At 41.8% G+C, this 19,231-nt stretch carries 13 protein-coding genes and 1 pseudogene; 4 read left to right on the top strand and 10 right to left on the bottom strand.

What is annotated here, in order from left to right; all coding sequences use genetic code 11:
• Window positions 1-17 precede the first annotated feature (17 nt).
• Window positions 18-2,651, bottom strand: coding sequence for a zinc-dependent metalloprotease (locus tag INE92_RS10750; protein WP_195436043.1), 2,634 nt, complete (start codon window positions 2,649-2,651; stop codon window positions 18-20).
• 198 nt (window positions 2,652-2,849) lie between these two features.
• Between INE92_RS10750 and INE92_RS10745 the strand changes: the two genes are divergently transcribed.
• The 3 genes from INE92_RS10745 to INE92_RS10735 all read left to right on the top strand — a co-directional run bounded on the left by INE92_RS10745 (window position 2,850) and on the right by INE92_RS10735 (window position 8,079).
• Entirely contained in the window at window positions 2,850-4,502 is a 1,653-nt protein-coding gene (locus INE92_RS10745) for a M23 family metallopeptidase (RefSeq protein ID WP_008774697.1), read from the top strand.
• A gap of 28 nt (window positions 4,503-4,530) precedes the next feature.
• Window positions 4,531-6,174, top strand: coding sequence for a C69 family dipeptidase (locus INE92_RS10740; RefSeq protein WP_032849015.1), 1,644 nt, complete (start codon window positions 4,531-4,533; stop codon window positions 6,172-6,174).
• A gap of 159 nt (window positions 6,175-6,333) precedes the next feature.
• Entirely contained in the window at window positions 6,334-8,079 is a 1,746-nt protein-coding gene (locus INE92_RS10735) for a phospho-sugar mutase (protein WP_004300737.1), read from the top strand.
• Between the two features lie 385 nt (window positions 8,080-8,464).
• On the opposite strand, the gene INE92_RS10730 is transcribed toward INE92_RS10735, so the two are convergent.
• The 4 genes and pseudogenes from INE92_RS10730 to nudC form a co-directional block, all read right to left on the bottom strand.
• The gene (locus INE92_RS10730; protein WP_212702025.1) at window positions 8,465-9,640 is read right to left on the bottom strand and encodes a DUF418 domain-containing protein; all 1,176 of its coding nucleotides are present in this window, start codon (window positions 9,638-9,640) and stop codon (window positions 8,465-8,467) included.
• Between the two features lie 15 nt (window positions 9,641-9,655).
• Window positions 9,656-10,698: pseudogene (locus tag INE92_RS10725) on the bottom strand (acyltransferase family protein).
• Window positions 10,699-10,778: 80 nt separating this feature from the next.
• Window positions 10,779-11,342: a Crp/Fnr family transcriptional regulator gene (locus INE92_RS10720; RefSeq protein ID WP_008644635.1), complete on the bottom strand. Its 564-nt coding sequence runs from the start codon at window positions 11,340-11,342 to the stop codon at window positions 10,779-10,781.
• A 7-nt stretch (window positions 11,343-11,349) separates the two neighbouring features.
• Complete coding sequence (nudC, locus tag INE92_RS10715) at window positions 11,350-12,144, bottom strand: NAD(+) diphosphatase (protein WP_255344452.1); 795 nt, start codon at window positions 12,142-12,144, stop codon at window positions 11,350-11,352.
• Between the two features lie 390 nt (window positions 12,145-12,534).
• On the opposite strand from nudC, the gene INE92_RS10710 reads away from it, so the two are divergent.
• On the top strand, window positions 12,535-13,089 hold the full coding sequence (locus tag INE92_RS10710; protein ID WP_134993716.1) for a restriction endonuclease subunit S: 555 nt from the start codon (window positions 12,535-12,537) through the stop codon (window positions 13,087-13,089).
• Between the two features lie 567 nt (window positions 13,090-13,656).
• Here the strand turns inward: INE92_RS10710 and INE92_RS10705 are convergent.
• From INE92_RS10705 to cdd, 5 genes are all read right to left on the bottom strand, one after another.
• Complete coding sequence (locus INE92_RS10705) at window positions 13,657-15,357, bottom strand: ABC-F family ATP-binding cassette domain-containing protein (RefSeq protein ID WP_004311332.1); 1,701 nt, start codon at window positions 15,355-15,357, stop codon at window positions 13,657-13,659.
• Window positions 15,358-15,733: 376 nt separating this feature from the next.
• Window positions 15,734-17,107, bottom strand: coding sequence for an FAD-dependent oxidoreductase (locus tag INE92_RS10700; protein ID WP_212702023.1), 1,374 nt, complete (start codon window positions 17,105-17,107; stop codon window positions 15,734-15,736).
• 99 nt (window positions 17,108-17,206) lie between these two features.
• Window positions 17,207-17,788 (bottom strand): DUF417 family protein, encoded by a 582-nt coding sequence (locus INE92_RS10695; RefSeq protein WP_004304234.1) that lies wholly within the window; start codon window positions 17,786-17,788, stop codon window positions 17,207-17,209.
• Window positions 17,789-17,876: 88 nt separating this feature from the next.
• Window positions 17,877-18,716, bottom strand: a complete 840-nt coding sequence (locus tag INE92_RS10690; protein ID WP_004304233.1) for an AraC family transcriptional regulator — start codon at window positions 18,714-18,716, stop codon at window positions 17,877-17,879.
• Window positions 18,717-18,718: 2 nt separating this feature from the next.
• Entirely contained in the window at window positions 18,719-19,201 is a 483-nt protein-coding gene (cdd, locus tag INE92_RS10685) for a cytidine deaminase (RefSeq protein ID WP_004304232.1), read from the bottom strand.
• Window positions 19,202-19,231 lie beyond the last annotated feature (30 nt).

The following is a 19,231-nucleotide window of genomic DNA, read 5'->3' as shown; positions in this document are numbered from 1 at the left end:
TAAAGTAATAAGTGGTTTTATTTGATTCCTAAAGCAGTATTAATACGCAGAATCATGTCCTCATAATGATAGCGTGCAGCAGTATCGGAAGTTCCGAGACGGTTCTGCAACAACTTCTTGATACGTAATAATTCACCGCGTTTCACAGAAATAGCATCTGAAATACGGTTGAGCTGGCTGCCATAGAAATTGAGCACACGTGGAGCCCCCATCCGCTCTTCCTGACGAAGTGCACGTTGTTCGGCAGCGTAACAGCTACAGAAAGGAGTAGCGTGGTCAAGCAAGAAATGTTCGTTGGCGATCTTCTTGTTGATTTTAACAGCTTCCGGTTCTGCAGCGGCTGTAAGTAATGCATCGAGGAAGTTTTTCTGCAAAGAACGTTCCATAACGTTAGGGATGCCACCGCGTTCGGTAACACCGAAAATATTCTTATGAAGTCCGTCCATAAGCTCCACTACTGTAAAGGCCTTCTTTCCGTTGACAGATTCATTCTCTATCATACGCATCAAACGAGTATTGCCAAGTAAATCCCAAAGGATATAGGCTTGGGCGTTCTTTAAGATTTGTGTAGGAGCATTCTCCTGTTTTCCGATGGGAGTATTGCGAAGTAGATAAGTATATTGCCCCACTTCCGTGTCAAACAGCCATTTAGGGTATGTCAAAACTTCATCCATCAGAAATTTCAGTGAAGCTTGTTGTTTCTCTTTCTCTACGAATGTGTAAGTTTTAACGCCGTCTCCTACAATTGTATTTTCAATGTAGATACCGCCAATATTGGCAAGGACATGATATAAATAGTTGTTCCATTGGTTGATTACAGCGTAGTAGAGGCGAGATGCTTCTTCATAAGTTTGTCCCTTCTCACCGGTAGTAGTCCATTGAAGAATTTGTGGAACGATACGTTTAAGATTCTCAATGCCAAGTAAAGAAGAGCGAACCGGATCATCACCTAAATCTTCGTTCTGTGCACGTGGATCTACCGCATCGCGGACGTCCTGTGCCTCACTATATTTATAAAGCCGATCAGTATGTTTGCTCAAGAAATCGAATAAAATATCTTTTTCTTCTTCCGGAGTACTCTTTCCGTACCAACGATATCCATATTCGATAGCGAACATATCGTATGGACCGATATGCGGAGAAAGAACTTTCACGCCATCTCCAGGCTGTGCGATATAATTGAATCGTGCATAATCCATGATAGATGAAGCGGTAGAGTTCATTCTGGAAGTGAATGCTTCGGAACGTAATGAATCTGTCGGGAAAGCCCATGAACCCATCATATTGTGGCGGAGTCCCAGAGAGTGGCCTACCTCATGACAGGCGACGAATCGAATGGCATCTCCCATCAAAGCATCAGGCAATTGTACATTACGTGCTTCCGGACACACTGTTCCGGTCTGGACAGTAATCCATTCACGTACCATAGAAAGCACATTGTGCCACCACATAATATCAGCTTCCAGGATTTCTCCGGAACGGGGATCTAACAGAGAAGGTCCCATTGCATTTTTCTTTTCTGAAGCAGCATAAGTCAGTACGGAGTAATTGACATCATCCATGTCTACATGCATACTGTCCGTGATTTCTTTGGCGATAATCGCATTCTTGAAACCAGCCTTTTCAAAGGCAATCTGCCAGTCCTCGATACCTTTCTTAATGTACGAACGCCATTGGTAAGGAGTTGAATTATCAATGTAGAAGACAATCGGTTTGGCAGGTTCCACCATCTGACCTTTCAGATAAGCCTCCCGATCTTCCGGTTTGGGTTCCATACGCCAGCGGGTGATATACTGTGTCTTATCCGTACGCTGCTGCGCATCACTAAAACTTAATAACGGATTCGTGAAATAACCGACCTTCTGATTGTCGAATCGTCCCATCATCGGCTTCTCGGGCAATAAGAGAATAGAAGAACTAACTTCCACCGTTACATAAACAGTAGTAGTACCTTCCGTTACCCGGGTAGTCAACTCGGAAGTTGCCACGACATTGTTTGAAAAGGATTTGATGGATAGAATACGTGATAAATTCTTGATAGCCGAAGTACCCAGATTAATATTGGTAAATACGTTATTGATACTGGTTTCCGTACCATCATAAATATCATTCACCTTGATTACTAATGCCGTAGAATCTGCATTGACTGCTTCGATCTTGAATGCGGCAATCAGCGGAGAGATAAAATTATCCTTTACCGAACGGAAGATAGCATCCGTTTGGGGGGCCAGAGGTAATGGACGTTGTTGGCGTAACATTAGTTTGCCCGTCGCTTTGTCCCATTCCATGCAAACCATCTGGTTTTCATAGTTTACTCCGCGGTTTACACCCGCATCATTAAGTTCGGTAGGAACTCGTTGCAGCTTATTGACAACTAATAAGTCACGTCCCAAAAGTGAGGTGGGAATTTCAAAATAATAATCATTCTTCTTTTGATGTACAGCAAACATCCCTTTGGTCGTTTTACTGTCTTCCACTAATTTCTCGTAGTCGCTTTTACTCTTCTCTTCTTTCTCTTCTGGTTTTTTCTTTTTCTTTTTAAACCAACTCAGATTTTCTGTAGCGGGGGTAGTTGCAAATGCCGAGAGCGCTTCTCCACTCAGCAATATACATGCAATGACCGCTGCCATTACTTTTACATACATTCTCATTGAGTTTCTAACTTTTAATTATAATTAAAAAACGGCTACAAAAGTACTAATATAAATAACATAATGACTACTAATTTGCAATGAATATAACATTAAAAAGAAATATTAACTAGTATCTACGGTCATCATTCTCCTCGGATATTTCATAGTTTAGTGGGAATAGTGTACATTTGCGGGAGTAAAAAAGTGAACGGAATGATGAGACGATATATCACTGCTTTGATGCTGGCTTGCTGCATCGGAGGGTATGGACAAGAGAAGAAGCAAGTAACCTTTGTACCTCCTTTTGACTTTCCTCTTACATTGAGTGGGAACTTTGGAGAAATCCGCTCCAATCACTTCCACGGCGGACTGGATTTTAAGACAGGCGGAGTTATCGGTAAACCCGTTCGTGCTCTCGCTGATGGCTATATTTCGCGTATTCGCGTCACGAATGGTTCGGGATATGTACTTGATGTCTGTTATCACAATGGCTATTCAACGATCAACCGCCATTTGAGTGGTTTTGTTTCTCCCATTGCCGAAAGGGTGGAGAAACTTCAATATGAAGAAGAAAGCTGGGAAGTAGAGATTGTTCCCGAACCGGGAGAATATCCGGTGAAAGGAGGTCAGCAGATCGCATGGAGCGGAAATACCGGATATTCGTTCGGTCCGCATCTTCACCTGGATGTATTTGAAACGGAATCGGGAGATTATATTGACCCTATGCCTTTCTTTCAATCGAAAATAAAAGATACGCGTGCTCCGAAAGCGGATGGCATTCTATTTTTTCCGCAACTGGGTAAAGGAGTAGTGGATGGAAAGCAAGAGAATAAAACCATCCTTCCCAATAGTGAGCGTCCGGTGGAAGCATGGGGAGTGATAGGTGTGGGGATCAAAGCATACGATTACATGGATGGAGTGAATAACCATTATGGAGTTTATTCAGTTGTGCTTACGGTAGATGGAAATGAAATATTTCGTAGCACCGTAGATCGTTTCTCGCAGGAAGAGAACCGGATGATTAATTCCTGGACTTACGGGCAATATATGAAATCTTTCATTGATCCGGGCAACACTTTGCGTCTGCTAAAAGCATCGAATGATAACCGTGGCTTGGTGACAATTGATGAGGAACGGGACTATCAGTTCTTATATACATTAAAAGATGCTTTCGGAAACACTTCCAAATATAGTTTCACCGTACGGGGTCGGAAACAGCCGATTGAACCGTTGAATCATCGGGAGAAATATTATTTTACCTGGAATAAGACTAATTATCTGCAAGAACCGGGATTGAACCTGGTTGTTCCGAAAGGAATGTTGTATGATGATGTTCCCCTCAATTATCAGGTGAAGGCGGATAGTGGTGCCGTTGCTTTTACTTATCAGCTGAATGATAAGGCGGTTCCGCTGCATGCAGCTTGTGAACTGTGTATCGGGTTGCGTAGAAAACCAATTGCCGATACGACGAAATATTATGTGGCCCGCATAACTCCCAAAGGAGGAAAGTACAGCGTAGGCGGAAAGTATGAAGACGGATACATGAAAGCATCTATCCGGGAGTTGGGAACTTACACTGTTGCCATCGATACCATCCCGCCGGAGATTATCCCTGTCAACAAGAATCAGTGGGGAAGAAACGGAAAAATTGTCTATCGTTTGAAAGATCAGGGCGCGGGAATTGCTTCCTATCGTGGAACGATTGACGGAAAGTATGCGCTTTTCGGACGTCCCAATATTGTGAAATCATACTGGGAATGTACGTTGGACCCCAAACGCGTAAAGAAGGGAGGCAAGCATACTGTTGAATTTACAGTGACCGACTATTGTGGGAATGAAACAGTGGCCCGTGAAAGCTTTATTTGGTAAATTATTAAAAGTGAATCATATATTTATTATGAAGAGAAGAATTATTCTTTGTGCCGCCGTATTGATGGCGGCTGTGGCGAACACCTTCGCCTGCACCAACCTGATTGTCGGAAAAAATGCGTCTGCCGATGGCTCGACGATTGTTTCCTATTCTGCCGACTCGTACGGCTTATTCGGAGAACTTTATCATTATCCGGCTGCTACCTATCCAAAAGGTACGATGCTGAAAGTTTATGAATGGGATACCGGCAAGTATCTGGGAGAAATAGAGCAGGCACGCCAGACTTACAATGTAGTCGGTAATATGAATGAATATCAGGTTACCATTGGTGAGACAACTTTCGGCGGACGTCCGGAATTGGCCGATTCTACAGGGATTATCGATTACGGAAGTCTGATTTATATCGGTTTGCAACGTTCGCGCACTGCCCGTGAAGCTATTAAGATCATGACCGACTTAGTGCAGCAATACGGCTACTATAGCGAAGGAGAATCCTTTACTATTGCCGATCCGAACGAAATATGGATTATGGAAATGATTGGTAAAGGTCCCGGCATCCGTGGAGCAGTTTGGGTAGCTGTACGTGTGCCCGATGATTGTATTTCGGCCCATGCCAACCAGTCACGTATCCACCAGTTTGATATGAACGACAAGGAAAACTGTATGTACTCTCCGGATGTCGTTTCTTTTGCCCGTGAGAAGGGATATTTTAATGGAGTAAACAAAGACTTTAGTTTCTCATTAGCCTATGCGCCTCTTGATTTTGGTGCCCGTCGTTTCTGTGAGGCTCGTGTGTGGAGCTATTTTAATAAGTTTACGGATAACGGAAAAGATTATCTTCCTTACATTGAGGGAAAGACCAATACGCCGATGCCTCTTTTTGTGAAACCGAAACATAAGTTATCCGTGCAAGATGTGAAAGATATGATGCGCGACCATTATGAAGGAACGCCCCTTGACATCTCCAATGATTTTGGAGCCGGACCTTATAAGACACCTTACCGTCTTTCTCCTCTGAACTTCAAGGTAGATGGCCAGGAATATTTCAACGAACGTCCGATTTCCACTCAACAAAGCGGGTTTGTATTTGTTGCACAAATGCGGGCTCATAAGCCGGACCCGATAGGCGGTGTACTTTGGTTTGGTGTGGATGATGCGAACATGGCTGTATTTACCCCGGTTTATTGTTGTGCTACTAAAGTGCCGGTATGTTATACCCGTGTAGATGGGGCCGATTATATTACTTTCTCCTGGAATTCTGCTTTCTGGATTTTCAACTGGGTATCTAATATGGTCTATCCGCGTTATGATTTGATGATCGGTGATGTACGGGAAGCGCAGAAAGAAATGGAAACTACTTTCAACAATGCACAGGAAGGCATTGAAGAAATGGCTGCCAAACTGCTGGCAAAAGATAAGAACGCAGCGGTTGACTTTCTGACAAACTATACAAATATGACCGCACAGAGCACTTTCGATACTTGGAAACAATTGGGTACATTCTTGATTGTGAAGTACAATGATGGAGTGGTGAAACGTGTTAAAGACGGTCAGTTTGAGCGTAATTCTATTGGACAACCTGCCGGAGTGATGCGTCCCGGATATCCGAAAGAATTCTTGCAGGAATATGTCAAGCAGACTGGTGACAGATATAAAGTGCCACAAGAATAGATATTAAGTATGAGATATTAGGTATTAAGTATATCGCTTTTTAATTCTTAATTCTCAAATTTCAATTAAAAGAATAGGAATTATAAACTTATTATTTTACATTTGTGTGCTCAAGAAATTGATAATAAATAATTCATTAACCAATAAATAACAATCGAAATGGAAAATCAGGAACTTATTAAACAGGTCACTGAAAAAGCCGAAAAATGGCTAACCCCGGCTTATGATGCTGAAACCCAGGCTGAAGTGAAGCGTATGTTGGAAAACGATGATAAAACCGAACTAATTGAAGCTTTCTACAAAGATCTTGAATTTGGTACTGGTGGTCTGCGTGGTATTATGGGTGTAGGTAGCAATCGTATGAATATCTATACGGTAGGTGCTGCCACTCAAGGACTTTCCAACTATCTGAAAAAGAACTTCAAAGACCTGCCGCAGATTTCTGTAGTAGTAGGTCACGATTGCCGCAACAACAGCCGTTTGTTTGCGGAGACTTCTGCTAATATTTTCTCTGCCAATGGTATCAAAGTATATCTGTTTGACGACATGCGTCCGACACCGGAAATGTCTTTCGCCATCCGTCACCTCGGTTGCCAGAGCGGTATCATTCTGACTGCTTCTCACAATCCGAAAGAATACAACGGTTACAAGGCATATTGGGACGATGGTGCACAGGTATTGGCTCCACACGATAAAGGTATCATCGACGAAGTGAATGCAATTGCTTCTGCTGCCGATATTAAATTCCAGGGAAATCCGGATTTGATTCAGATTATCGGTGAAGACATCGATAAGATTTATTTGGATATGGTGAAAACTGTTTCTATTGATCCGGCAGCTATCGCCCGTCACAAAGACATGAAGATTGTCTATACTCCGATCCACGGTACAGGTATGATGTTGATTCCTCGTGCATTGAAAATGTGGGGATTCGAAAACGTATTTACTGTGCCCGAACAGATGATTAAGGACGGTAACTTCCCGACTGTCGTATCTCCGAACCCGGAAAACGCGGAAGCTCTTTCTATGGCTGTAAACCTTGCCAAAGAAATTGATGCTGACCTCGTTATGGCTTCCGACCCGGATGCTGACCGTGTGGGTATTGCTTGCAAGGATGATAAAGGCGAATGGGTACTGATTAACGGTAATCAGACTTGTATGATGTACCTTTATTATATTCTGACACAGTACAAACAACTGGGTAAGATTAAAGGTGGCGAGTTCTGCGTGAAGACAATCGTTACAACTGAACTAATCAAGAAAATCGCAGATAAGAACAATATCGAAATGCTTGACTGCTACACCGGATTTAAATGGATTGCCCGTGAAATCCGTCTGCGTGAAGGCAAACAGAAATATATCGGTGGCGGTGAAGAAAGCTACGGATTCCTTGCCGAAGATTTCGTTCGCGATAAAGATGCCGTATCAGCTTGCTGTTTGATTGCTGAAGTTGCTGCATGGGCAAAAGATAATGGAAAATCCTTGTATCAGTTGTTGCTGGATATCTACGTAGAATACGGATTCTCTAAAGAGTTTACTGTAAACGTAGTGAAACCGGGTAAGAGTGGTGCAGAAGAAATCAAAGCTATGATGGAGAACTTCCGTGCCAATCCTCCGAAAGAATTGGGTGGCTCTAAAGTGATCTTGAGCAAAGATTATAAGACACTGAAACAGACAGATGATAAAGGTAACGTAACTGCAATCGATATGCCGGAACCATCTAACGTACTTCAATATTTCACTGAAGACGGTAGCAAAGTTTCTGTTCGTCCTTCAGGTACAGAACCGAAGATTAAGTTCTATATGGAAGTTCAGGGTGAAATGGGTTGCCGCAATTGTTATGCTTCTGCCGAATCTGCTGCAATGGAAAAGATTGAAGCAGTGAAGAAATCATTGGGTATCTGATTTTGTTTCTTCTGAAATTTCAGATATAGATAACGAAAGATAAATAAATAGCGCCTCCATGGTCTTTTCGAAGATTATGGAGGCGCTTCTTTTTCTCTATACATAGCTCTGATTCTGCCTATTTTCGGGCTTTTTCCCCAACTTGGCACAGTTCTTTCATTTCCTTTGCATTCTTTAAGTCCACTTGCTAATCCTTCTTGCCCGAATCTTGTTGTATTGACATCATCTCAATTTCAACCCGCAGGCTGCGGATACACATGTTTTGTTGATGCTTTAGAGTGATACGTTCAGTTTCATATTCGTAAGTTGTTCGTTTGTAGTTATGTGTATTTCGTGGCCTGCTTTTTTAGTCTATTTTTCAGTCAGTGCTATTTCTTTTTTTCTGTTATTTCTTCGTGCCTATCCAAGTCCATTTATGCCATATTGTTTCCAATGGTCCTTGTTTATGTTTAGACAGCCACCATTTGCAGAACCGAACCTGCGCCAGGAAAAGAATAATACCGATAATCAGGCTAAGAGTATATCCACAGTAAGGAGCAAGATAGAATCCGAATGGGAAATAGATAATGGCTCCCAAAATAGATTGAGAAATATAATTGGTCAAACTCATTTTTCCGTAGAATCGCAGATTAGATACAGTTTTCTTGAACTGCTCCTTCTGATAAAGCAACACGAAAGAAGCAACAAGTACAATCGTAAATGCAAATTTCTGCCACATATCAAAGGCAGTACCTACCGTTTGCTGAATTAAACTGCTGTCACTTTGCATGATCTGTTCTTTCAGAGAATACAGTGGCGCGAAACTGATAGCTGCAATAATAAGTGCTTTCATCCAGAACTTCAAATGAGATTCGGTAGTTACGAACAATTCTTTGCGTCCGATATATAAGCCAAACAGGAAAAGTCCGGCAGTCTGCAAGAAACGTCCGGCACCGATAGCCCAAAACAAGCTTGCTTTCTGTCCTAAAGTAACATTGCCTATCAGAAAATCCCAAAAGTTTCCGGCTTTGGTGTATTCTGCTACTTCAGCATACATGGCTCCGACATTCAAATCGGGTAGGGTATAGGCAGGATTGAAAAGGCTCATTATATAATGAAACCATTCAATCGGTTGCAGTGAAAACAAGATGGCGGTGATTAGAATCGCTTTGTCACTCCATTTACGTACGATAAACAGCACAAGACTGACTACAACAAACAGAAGCAGGACATCTCCTGCCGGGAAGAAAGCGGCATTCAAAGTGGCGAATCCTGCCAGTAATATCATTCTCCATAAAAAGCGGTAACCAAAATCTTTTCCTTTCAACTGCTGGTTGTGCGACTGGATATAGAAAGTGAATCCGAAAAGCAGAGCGAATATGGCATAAGACTTTCCGGCAAGCAGTGAAAATGTCGCATTAAATACTCCGGCATCCAAAATGGTGAGCCATTCAGGAGAACTTTCCGGATATACGGGGAAAATGAAATGCTCCAGGTTATGAACCAGAAGGATGGCCATTACAGCAAATCCTCTAAGAGCATCTACTACTTCAATTCGGGGTGTTTTTGTTGATAATTCCATGGGGCTAATTTATGATTATTTTTTAGTTAGTATTCGTTTTACCCATCTATTGGCAGGCTTTTCAAAATAATAATAAGAAAGTAAGCTAAGCGCAATAGTGATGCAAAAAATGACGGGGACACTTATCATCCAATGCATGTGCCATTGATACAGAGTAGCCATTTGGGTGTATGTGAGTATAATAAATAAATGTATCAGGTAGAAACTGTAACTGATTTCTCCTCCTATCACTAAGACCCGATTGGATAGTAACCGGGATATATACCCTCTTTGTAAGGCAAAGATAAGTATCACCAAAGAAACGGGTAGCCAGTAGTAACAAGAATAGCGGTATACTTTGGGAATGTCTGCGGTACAAAAATAGAAAACAAAAAATAAAATGACTACTCCTATTTCTAATAGTGTTCCGGTGGAATAAGAAATCTTTTTGTTGAATATCGACCGATAAAACTGATAAAGTAAAACACCTACAAAAAAGTCCGGCAGGCGGGTGATTGGATTTACATACCAGTATGCTTTAATTTGTTCTTCAGCAGTCAGATGCATACCTGTCAGCATAACCAGCAGGCAGATGAAAAGAGTGATGCATAGATTCCGTTTACTATTTAAGAAAGGAATGATGAGGGGGAAACAGAAATAAAATAACTGTTCGCAGCCCAGACTCCACGAAGGACTATTGAATGAGAAAAAATAATCTGCAGAAGGGAAGAACGGTTGCAATAAAAAAGTGGAAGCGGCGAAGTGTTTTATCCAGTCTGTCGTATCGTTGTATTGAACATACCCTCCTATACATGCGGCAATTAATAGAGTAAGTAGATGGAGGGGGTAAATGCGGGCAATGCGTGCTACCCAAAAGTACGTTTGGTGGTGATCTTTTCCAATAACTTTTCTTCATAATTATAGGCAATAATGAAGCCACTAAGGATGAAGAAAAAGCTGACTCCAACAAATCCTTCTTTAAAGAAGTGTGTGTCGAAGCTCGGATCCAGAACATAACAATGTGCCCCGAATACCATCAAGGCAAATAATATTCGTAAAGAAGTTAATGTGTTAATCACGATACTTATCAGTTTTTTTGTATTCGCTGACAAAAGTACTGCTTTCTTGTGATATAAAAATTCACATAGATTAAAAAGAATCAAGATTCGGACCGTAGACGGCTAAGATGTTGGGGAGTCATGCCTAGAAAGGAGGCTATATATCCCAATTGGGCACGGTGAATGACATCTGGTTGCTCACGTAAAAGTTGTTCATAACGTTCTTTAGCCGGAAGATACAATCGGTTGATATGGTGAATATCCATGTACAACAAACATTCCTGATGAATAACACGTCCCCAGTTGGCAATTTCTATATTAGTTTCATAAATCTGATTTAAATCTTCAATGCGTATGGCATATAATTCACAATCTTCCAGTAATTCTACATATTCGTATCCCGGTTGATTATGATATAAATCTTTCATGGCAAAGGTAATATCACCTTCGCGTGAAAACCAGATCGTGATTTCTTCTCCGTCACGTAAACAATAGGACCTACAAAATCCTTTTTCAATAAAGTAGACGTGGCGGTCTAGTACTCCACCGTGTATCAGTAAATGTTTTTTAGGAAGCTCCATTTTCTTCATATAGCTGAAGAGTACTTCCAAAGAACTGTCGGATACCGGATAATACTGACGGATTCCTTTGATGATATTTTTCATGTTTGATTTATTCATTTGGATGCTCTATCCACCAATCAATCATCTTTCGGGCAAGACTAAGTTTTCTGGGAAGTTCGGGTAAATTGTCTCTTGTATAAAAGTCTCCCGAACTCAATTCTTCATCTTGGAGGTTGATTTCCCCTCCGGCATAATCAGCAATAAAGCCGACCATTAGTCCGCTGGGATAAGGCCAGGGCTGATTACCGAAATAAGTGATATTCTTTACATCCAGTCCGGTTTCTTCTTTCACTTCACGTGCTACACATTCTTCTAGCGTTTCTCCGGTTTCCAGAAATCCGGCAACGAGACTGTTGAATGTTCCTTTAAAATTGCGGGCATGCACTAAGAGTAGTGAATCTTTTTTTCTCACTAATACAAGTATCGCTGTGGAAATGGAAGGATATACTTCCCGGCCACATTTCGGACAACGCTTCATGATAGATTCTTTCTGTTCCATAGGCGTGCCGCAGGCGGAACAAAAGCGGCTGTTTCTATCCCAATGCAGAATCTCATGTGCTTTTCCTGCTGTCTGATAATGAGACAAAGGAAGATATTCATAGCAGGCACGAAGCCCTATCATGATCCATTGCTCCGATTCTTCAATGGGAGAGGAGAGGGAGAAAGCCTTGCAGTTTCTCTCTTCCAGTGTAGTGATATTGTGTACGGTTGTTTTTTCTTTAATAACAATAGGAGAGCTTTCTCCACACGGGATGGCATATATACCATCCTCTTTTTTCTCAAGAAGCAGTTGGTCTTTGTAAAAGATAAACCACCATGATTGTGCTGTCTGATTCATTTTAATTCTAATTCTTGATCTTCGCGCTGCGAAGTTATAAAAAAACTAGATTGATATTTAGACTTATCAGATAAAATACAGGGCAACTGCACCAAAATTTGATTCATAACCGTGCAGAAATGAGCTAAATGATAATTTTGCGGAGTGCCCTGAAAGGGCTTAATTATATAGCGTAGGGCAACGCCCTACGAAAAAACGGTAATCTGAATTTGCGCCCTGAAAGGGCATAATTGTATACAGTTCCGCCCTTTCAGGGCTTGTGGCTGGTGTGTCTTTTTCGTAGGGCGTTGCCCTACGCTATATAATTAAGCCCTTTCAGGGCACCCCAATAAATATATAATTGTAAGGCTTTCAGCCTAACTGCAAAATTCCCATTTAACCGATAAATTCTCATTTATGGAACAGTGGAAAAAATATCAATTAAAGGATGTGACCACCCTTTTAGGGGATGGTTTACATGGTACCCCAAAATATGACAAAAATGGAACTGTTTTTTTTATCAATGGGAATAATCTTGTTGATGGAAAAATCGAAATAAAAGATTCAACAAAGCGTGTGTCAGAAGATGAAGCTAATAAGTATAGGAAAAATCTAAACCATCGAACTATATTAGTTTCTATCAATGGTACAATCGGTAATGTCGCAAAATATCAAGGAGAAGCGTGCATCTTGGGTAAAAGCGCTTGTTACTTCAATGTTGCAGAAGATTTCGACTTGAATTTTATATATTACGTTGTTGCCTCCCAACAGTTCAAGAATAGCATAATGCATTTAGCTACAGGTACAACGATTAAAAATGTGTCATTGGAAACAATGAGGAATTATTCATTTGTAGCACCAAGCATAAATGAACAAAAGCGCATATCATCTCTTCTTTCATCTCTTGATAATAAAATAGACTTGAACCGTCGGATAAATGATAATTTTGCGGAGTGCCCTGAAAGGGCTTAATTATATAGCGTAGGGCAACGCCCTACGTAAAAACGACAATCTGAATTTGCGCCCTGAAAGGGCATAATTGTATACAGTTCCGCCCTTTCAGGGCTTGTGGCTGGTGTGTTTTTTTCGTAGGGCGTTGCCCTACGCTATATAATTAAGCCCTTTCAGGGCACCCCAATAAATATATAATTGTAAGGCTTTCAGCCTAACCGATAAATTCTCATTTAACCGATAGATTCCCATTTAATTAAGAACTGTACTGAAACAAGTTAAACGGTGCGCTAATGATGGGTCAAAGGTGAGGGTTGGTGAGGGTAGATTTATAACTTTCGTATTTTTTTTATAGATAAAAAAGGAGATAGTATAGAAAATAATAAAATAAAAGGTTATAAATCTACCCTCACCAACCCTCACCTTTGACCCATATCTTATAATAAAAAGATAACGGGGAATCTTAAAAACTCAATCATCTTTTTCAGATTTACCACAACGTTTCCAGAATACTTCATTATTTTATTCAAAACTGTGCGGATATGAATTAAATTTTGGTGCGGTTGCCCTGGATAAAATATCAATAGACTAACTCAATAAAATGCATTGTTCGACACCAATTTCCTGAATAAAATAATTGTCGTGTGAGATTGCTATCACAGTACCTGCATAATTTTTGATAGTAGCAGTGATAATTTCAATACTTTGTATGTCCAAATTGTTGGTAGGTTCATCCAGGATAAACATATCAGGGGTATTGTTACTAATCATCAGACAGCAGAAAGCGAGACGCATTTTCTCACCACCACTAAGTTTCCGGCAGGATTTGTCCCATTCGGATGCAGGAAACAAGTAACGGTTTAGAATAATCTTTATTTCATGCTCCGGCAGATTCCGGCTGTTGAAAGCGTAAGCCTGTTCAAGAATACTGTTCCGGTCGTCAATGATCGAATACTCTTGATTCAAATAGACATAGCTAAAGTCCGTCCGTGTCAGGGTTCCTTCCTGTGGTTGAAGTTGGCCGGTGATTAATTTCAATAGAGTTGTCTTCCCGCTACCGTTGGCTCCTTCTATACGGAGGCGGTCTCCGCTCTTTAGCTGAAAACTGACAGGAGCTTGCCAAAGCTGTTGTTTTGAGATACTATTTTCCTGAATATCATTGCTATTCGGATTGGGATGATAACCTGTGTCAGACGAATTTATTTCATCATTCGTCAGAATATCATTGTTAACCGAATTGGAATGATAACTGAAGTTAATCTCTTTTGCTGTCACTAATATCTTCCCGGTATGAAGCGAGGAACTATTGAAGTCGGTTTTTAATGCAGCAGTCGGAGAGAGCGAACCTCGAAGCTGGTTGCGTTCATTTGTTAACTTCTCGGCTTTCTCCTGATGAACGCCAGTCAGTTTACTGGTGCTCTTCTCGGATTTCCCTTGGAGTGCGTTCAATACAATGCGTGGAACTCCTTTTTTTATATTACTCTTTTCGCCGCGTACATTCTGTTTGTCCCTGCGTTCGGCCGTTTCGCGAGCCACTTTACGGGCAATACGTAGTGCCTTTTCTTTTTCTTCAATACGTTGTTGTAATGCTTCCTGCATCAGCGTTTTTTGTTCTTTGTAGAATTCGTAATTTCCGCCATAATAATTGATTTGATGCTTCTTTAGTTCGCAAATCTCGGGGAGAAGATTGAGCAGGGTGCGGTCATGACTTACCACCAACAGGGTGGAACGATATTTTTCTACCCAGTCATATAAACGTTGTCTGCCGGAAGAATCGAGATGATTGGTCGGTTCATCCATAAGTATGACAGATGGATGATGAATGTCCATACCTGCCAGGAATACGCGGGTCTTTTCGCCGCCACTAAGCAGATTCATCGGGTAGGATAGCGTAAACTGTCCTAATCCCCATAAATCGAGAGCGGCGATGGAACGTTCTTCGATATTCCAGTCATCATTTAGAATGGTGAAATTCTCGTTTGAGACATCTCCTGCCAGGATGGCGTGCAGAGCTTGCTGTTTACGCTCTATTTGAAGAGCTTGTGCAATGGTCAGTGAATCATATTGCCCGAAATGTTGCGGGATATAATATAGGTCGTCCGGGCGGACAATGACACCGGAAGAGGGTGATAACTGTCCGGCAATAATTTGTAGCAAAGTAGATTTGCCACAACCATTGTTACCGACTAATCCCAATTTCTGCCCTTTACTGATGGCGAAATTGAGGTCACTGAATAATACTTCTTTATCCGGATGGATATAGCTGATTTGTTGGATACTGATAGACATGACGATCTATTGGGTTTGAGGTTGAAAATAGAGTGAAAAAAACACAGGATAGGGGGAACGACAAACACAATACTGGCTAAACAACACGGATTTCGTGATGCTTAACAAAATAGAAAAAGCATATAAGAAAAGTGATGTTTACTTAGAAGTGTTGTCTTACTTAGTAATTCTCATTGCGGTAGGTATATAGTTTAACTTGGCGGCAAAGATAACACTTTCTATTAGATTTCACTCTATTAAGACTGAAAAAGAATGAATTTCATTTATTTAGAGGCTCCGTTTACCTCATTCAGAGCCTCCGATTACTCCAAATAGAGCCTCTGTTTACCCTATTCAGAGGCTCTGTTTTAGAAGTGAGTTATACTCTTTCTTATTCTTATACATCAAACAGTTGATTTAATCCCTCACTCATACTGGGATGCGTGAAGATAAAATCGCGCAAGAATGTAGAGGTTTGCCCTGTTTTTATCGCCATAGCTACGATATTGATGATTTCTGAAGCATCGGCGCAGAATAGAGTACAGCCCATAATCTTCCCGTTATGATTATTGATGATAGCTTTTAGCATACCATCTGTCTGCCTCAATGTACGGGTACGGACGATGGAGGAAGCCGGCAACCGGGAAACCTTAAATGAATATCCTCTTTTCAGAGCTTCTTCTTCACTGATTCCGATATGTGCCAATGGCGGATCAATAAACACTGCATATTGCACAGGATCACGGTCTCCGATATCACGTTTCTTGTCGCCGAAGAGCTGATCGCGGATAATCCGGAAATCATCCAGCGAGAGATATGTAAATTGCGATCCGCCTTTCACATCTCCCATTGCCCATATATGAGGAACAGTAGTGCGTAACTGATCGTTTACGATGATAGCTCCGTGAGCATCAACTCCTACACCCGCTGCTTGCAGATTCAATCCCTCAATCATCGGTTTACGTCCCGTTGCGATAAGAATGGCATCTCCATCTACATAATAAGGAGTACCGTCGGATATGTCCGAGTAAGTCAGTGTCACTCCGTCATTCGTGTCATGGATAGACTGTGCACGAGCGTTCAGATGGATTTCAATACCTTTCTTCTCCATCACTTCTTTGACGCTGTTTGCAATATCCCGATCTTCGCGAGGCATAAATTTGTTTCCTCCTTCGAGTATCGTCACTTTACTGCCGAAACCGGCATACATAGAAGCGAACTCCAGTCCGATATATCCTCCACCTATGATAATCAGGTGATGAGGAAGTACACTTAAGTCCAAAAGCGCACTACTGGTATATACGTGCTGACTTTGCTGAATACCATCTATTGCAGGGATAATGGGAGTAGACCCCGTGTTGATAAATATCTCTTTTCCTTTCAGTTCGATTTCTCCTTCGGGAAGTTCCACTTTTATGGTATCGGCGGATATGAAAGACCCCGTTCCAGTATAGATAGTCACATTAGGACGTTTGCTTAGTCTTTCGTAATTATCATTCCTAAGAAAGGAAGTGAGGCGGTTCTTTCGGCCGATGGCCTGTTTGTACATATTCGCCTGCTTCGGAAAATCATCGTGGTAAAGCAAAGCGGAAACCTCGGCTTCATGCACCAGCGTCTTTGTTGGGATACAGGCTACATTCGGACAGCTTCCTCCATACATCATGTTGGAACGTTCTACGATGGGCACTTGCCATCCGCGGTTGGAAAGTTCGGCAGCCAGGGTTTTCCCTGCCTTGCCGAATCCTATAATAATTGCATCATATTGTTTCATAACTTCTTGTATTAATGATTTGTATGAGACTATATAACAGTCTGAAAATACGATTTGTTCCGCAATGGCAAGAAGTCAGAATCCTCTTTAGTGGTTGTCTTAGTCTTTTTTAAGTGTTTTGAGTACGCGTTGTGACGAGTCGGATAATAACACTACGGCACTGGCCAGGATCACAATGTCTTTAATCACCAACCGCCCTGCACCGGATAGTAATGGGAAACCGAATTCTCCGCTTCCCAAGTCGGGAACCCAGACTTCCGGGGTGGTGACAAGAAAAGAAAGTGTGCCGAGCGTCATGATAATGGCGAGGGTGTCGCCTGCCAATCCCACTTTTGGGAAAAAGATTCCCAAGAATACCAGTATGCCGATCCCCATAATAAGAGCTCCCAGTCCGTAAGAGAAAGTATAAGTGCGGTTTGCTTCGTGCCATGCACGATTTTCCGGGACAAAAGCACCTTCCGCATTTTTATGTTCTTTGTATTCGGGTGCACCTTTAGCATAGAAGAAACTCATAAAAGGACTGTTGGCAACAAACGGAACAATCCCGTCGGCTTCATAATGGAAATACTTCAATCCGCCTATCCATACAAATACTACCAGGATGGCAACGCGGATAAATTTCATACCAAAACTTTTCAGACTTGAAGTGAAGGTCAGTAAAGCGATCAATTTCTCTTTCATTTTGTTGGGGTTTTAATGGGTTTATCTTATGTTGCAAAGGTCGTCCATTTCCACTACCCCCAAAATAGCAATACTTCCGTATGCCTTGTCAATTTTTCCCTTCCTGTGTGTTTCTGAATTGCACGGCGCTCTGTCCAGTCATATTTTTGAAGAAACGGCTGAAAGAAGCCTGGTCTTCAAATCCCAGAATATCGGCAATCTCTTTGGCGCTTTTGTTGCTGTAAAGCAGGAGACGTTTAGCTTCCGCTTCCACCCGTTCGTGGATAACCCGAAGCGGCGAAGGCAGTTTGCAGGTAGAAAAGATGTTCGATAGTGTCTTGGGAGATTTATGCAACATATCGGCATAGTCCTGCACCTGTTTCTTCGTCCGGTAATGCTCGTCGACCAAGTTATAGTATTGGCGGACAATCTCAAAACCGGATTCTTTTTCACGGGTGATATTCATGCGGTGACGTGCAATTCGGGTACATTGGATAATGAAACGTTTTAGCAGGATGCGTAGCATCTCCTCCTGCAGGCTGTCGGAAACGGTAAACTCGTTTTCCAGTGCTTCGGTAATGGTGTCGAGTTCTTTACGTTCTTTTTCATTCAGGGTAAAACGGATCAGGTGAGAAGAACCGTTGAACAGGAAACCGCTGCATGACACTTCATGGTCGTTGCCATAGATACAATAGAAATTGCTGTTGAACAACAAAGTCAGGTATTCACCATCAATCGATTTAAATTCGAGGTGTTGCAGATGAGTGAGTGAAATCACTTCATCTTGGGTAAGTATCATTTCCTGATGGTCGATTTCTACTGTGATGCTTCCGTTGCGTACCCATATAAATTTATAAAGCCCTTTTTCTTTTTGCAGTGCTTTTTCTGTCAGATAAGAGTCTGTAAGTGCGAGTGTTCCTTTTAGTTTCGTGTGATATTGTTGTAACATAATTAATCCTCCATTGCTGATGCGTCAAATGATAACGGCAGTAGATCGCCTATACTTTTTACTTCGTAGATACATTCTTTGCCATATAATAGGATGCGGATGGGTTGTTTGTAACGCTTTTCCGTTTCCAGAATCACTTGCCGGCAAGCACCGCAGGGAGGAATCGGATGGTCGATGAAGTCCTTTTCCGTTCGTGCCGCAATGGCAAGAGTGACAACCGGTTGGTCGGGATATTGGGAGTTGGCATAGAATAGGGTAGTACGTTCTGCACAAAGCCCCGACGGATAGGCCGCATTTTCCTGATTGGTTCCTGTCACTACTGTCCCGTTGCCCAATAGCGCAGCGGCACCTACGGAGAAATGGGAGTACGGAGAATAACTACGAGCTGTTGCCTCCATGGCAGTCTTTATAAGTGACCGATCGCCCTCATTCAACTCATCATATTGATATACTTTAATAATAGCGGTAATTGTGAGGTCTTTCATATACGTCAGGGTATTGGTTTCTACAATTAA

Source organism: Bacteroides xylanisolvens (genome assembly GCF_018289135.1).
In the GTDB taxonomy this organism is placed as follows: Bacteria; Bacteroidota; Bacteroidia; order Bacteroidales; family Bacteroidaceae; genus Bacteroides; species Bacteroides xylanisolvens.
The sequence above is the reverse complement of the archived record's forward strand: the minus strand, read 5'-3'. Positions and strand labels throughout refer to the sequence as shown.

Excerpts from the sequence above, each read along its gene's own strand:
- INE92_RS10750 (WP_195436043.1), bottom strand. The coding sequence starts at position 2,651 with ATGAGAATGTATGTAAAAGTAATGGCAGCGGTCATTGCATGTATATTG.
- INE92_RS10745 (WP_008774697.1), top strand. The coding sequence starts at position 2,850 with ATGAGACGATATATCACTGCTTTGATGCTGGCTTGCTGCATCGGAGGG.
- INE92_RS10740 (WP_032849015.1), top strand. The coding sequence starts at position 4,531 with ATGAAGAGAAGAATTATTCTTTGTGCCGCCGTATTGATGGCGGCTGTG.
- INE92_RS10735 (WP_004300737.1), top strand. The coding sequence starts at position 6,334 with ATGGAAAATCAGGAACTTATTAAACAGGTCACTGAAAAAGCCGAAAAA.
- INE92_RS10730 (WP_212702025.1), bottom strand. The coding sequence starts at position 9,640 with ATGGAATTATCAACAAAAACACCCCGAATTGAAGTAGTAGATGCTCTT.
- INE92_RS10720 (WP_008644635.1), bottom strand. The coding sequence starts at position 11,342 with ATGAAAAATATCATCAAAGGAATCCGTCAGTATTATCCGGTATCCGAC.
- INE92_RS10710 (WP_134993716.1), top strand. The coding sequence starts at position 12,535 with ATGGAACAGTGGAAAAAATATCAATTAAAGGATGTGACCACCCTTTTA.
- INE92_RS10705 (WP_004311332.1), bottom strand. The coding sequence starts at position 15,357 with ATGTCTATCAGTATCCAACAAATCAGCTATATCCATCCGGATAAAGAA.
- INE92_RS10700 (WP_212702023.1), bottom strand. The coding sequence starts at position 17,107 with ATGAAACAATATGATGCAATTATTATAGGATTCGGCAAGGCAGGGAAA.
- INE92_RS10695 (WP_004304234.1), bottom strand. The coding sequence starts at position 17,788 with ATGAAAGAGAAATTGATCGCTTTACTGACCTTCACTTCAAGTCTGAAA.
- INE92_RS10690 (WP_004304233.1), bottom strand. The coding sequence starts at position 18,716 with ATGTTACAACAATATCACACGAAACTAAAAGGAACACTCGCACTTACA.
- cdd (WP_004304232.1), bottom strand. The coding sequence starts at position 19,201 with ATGAAAGACCTCACAATTACCGCTATTATTAAAGTATATCAATATGAT.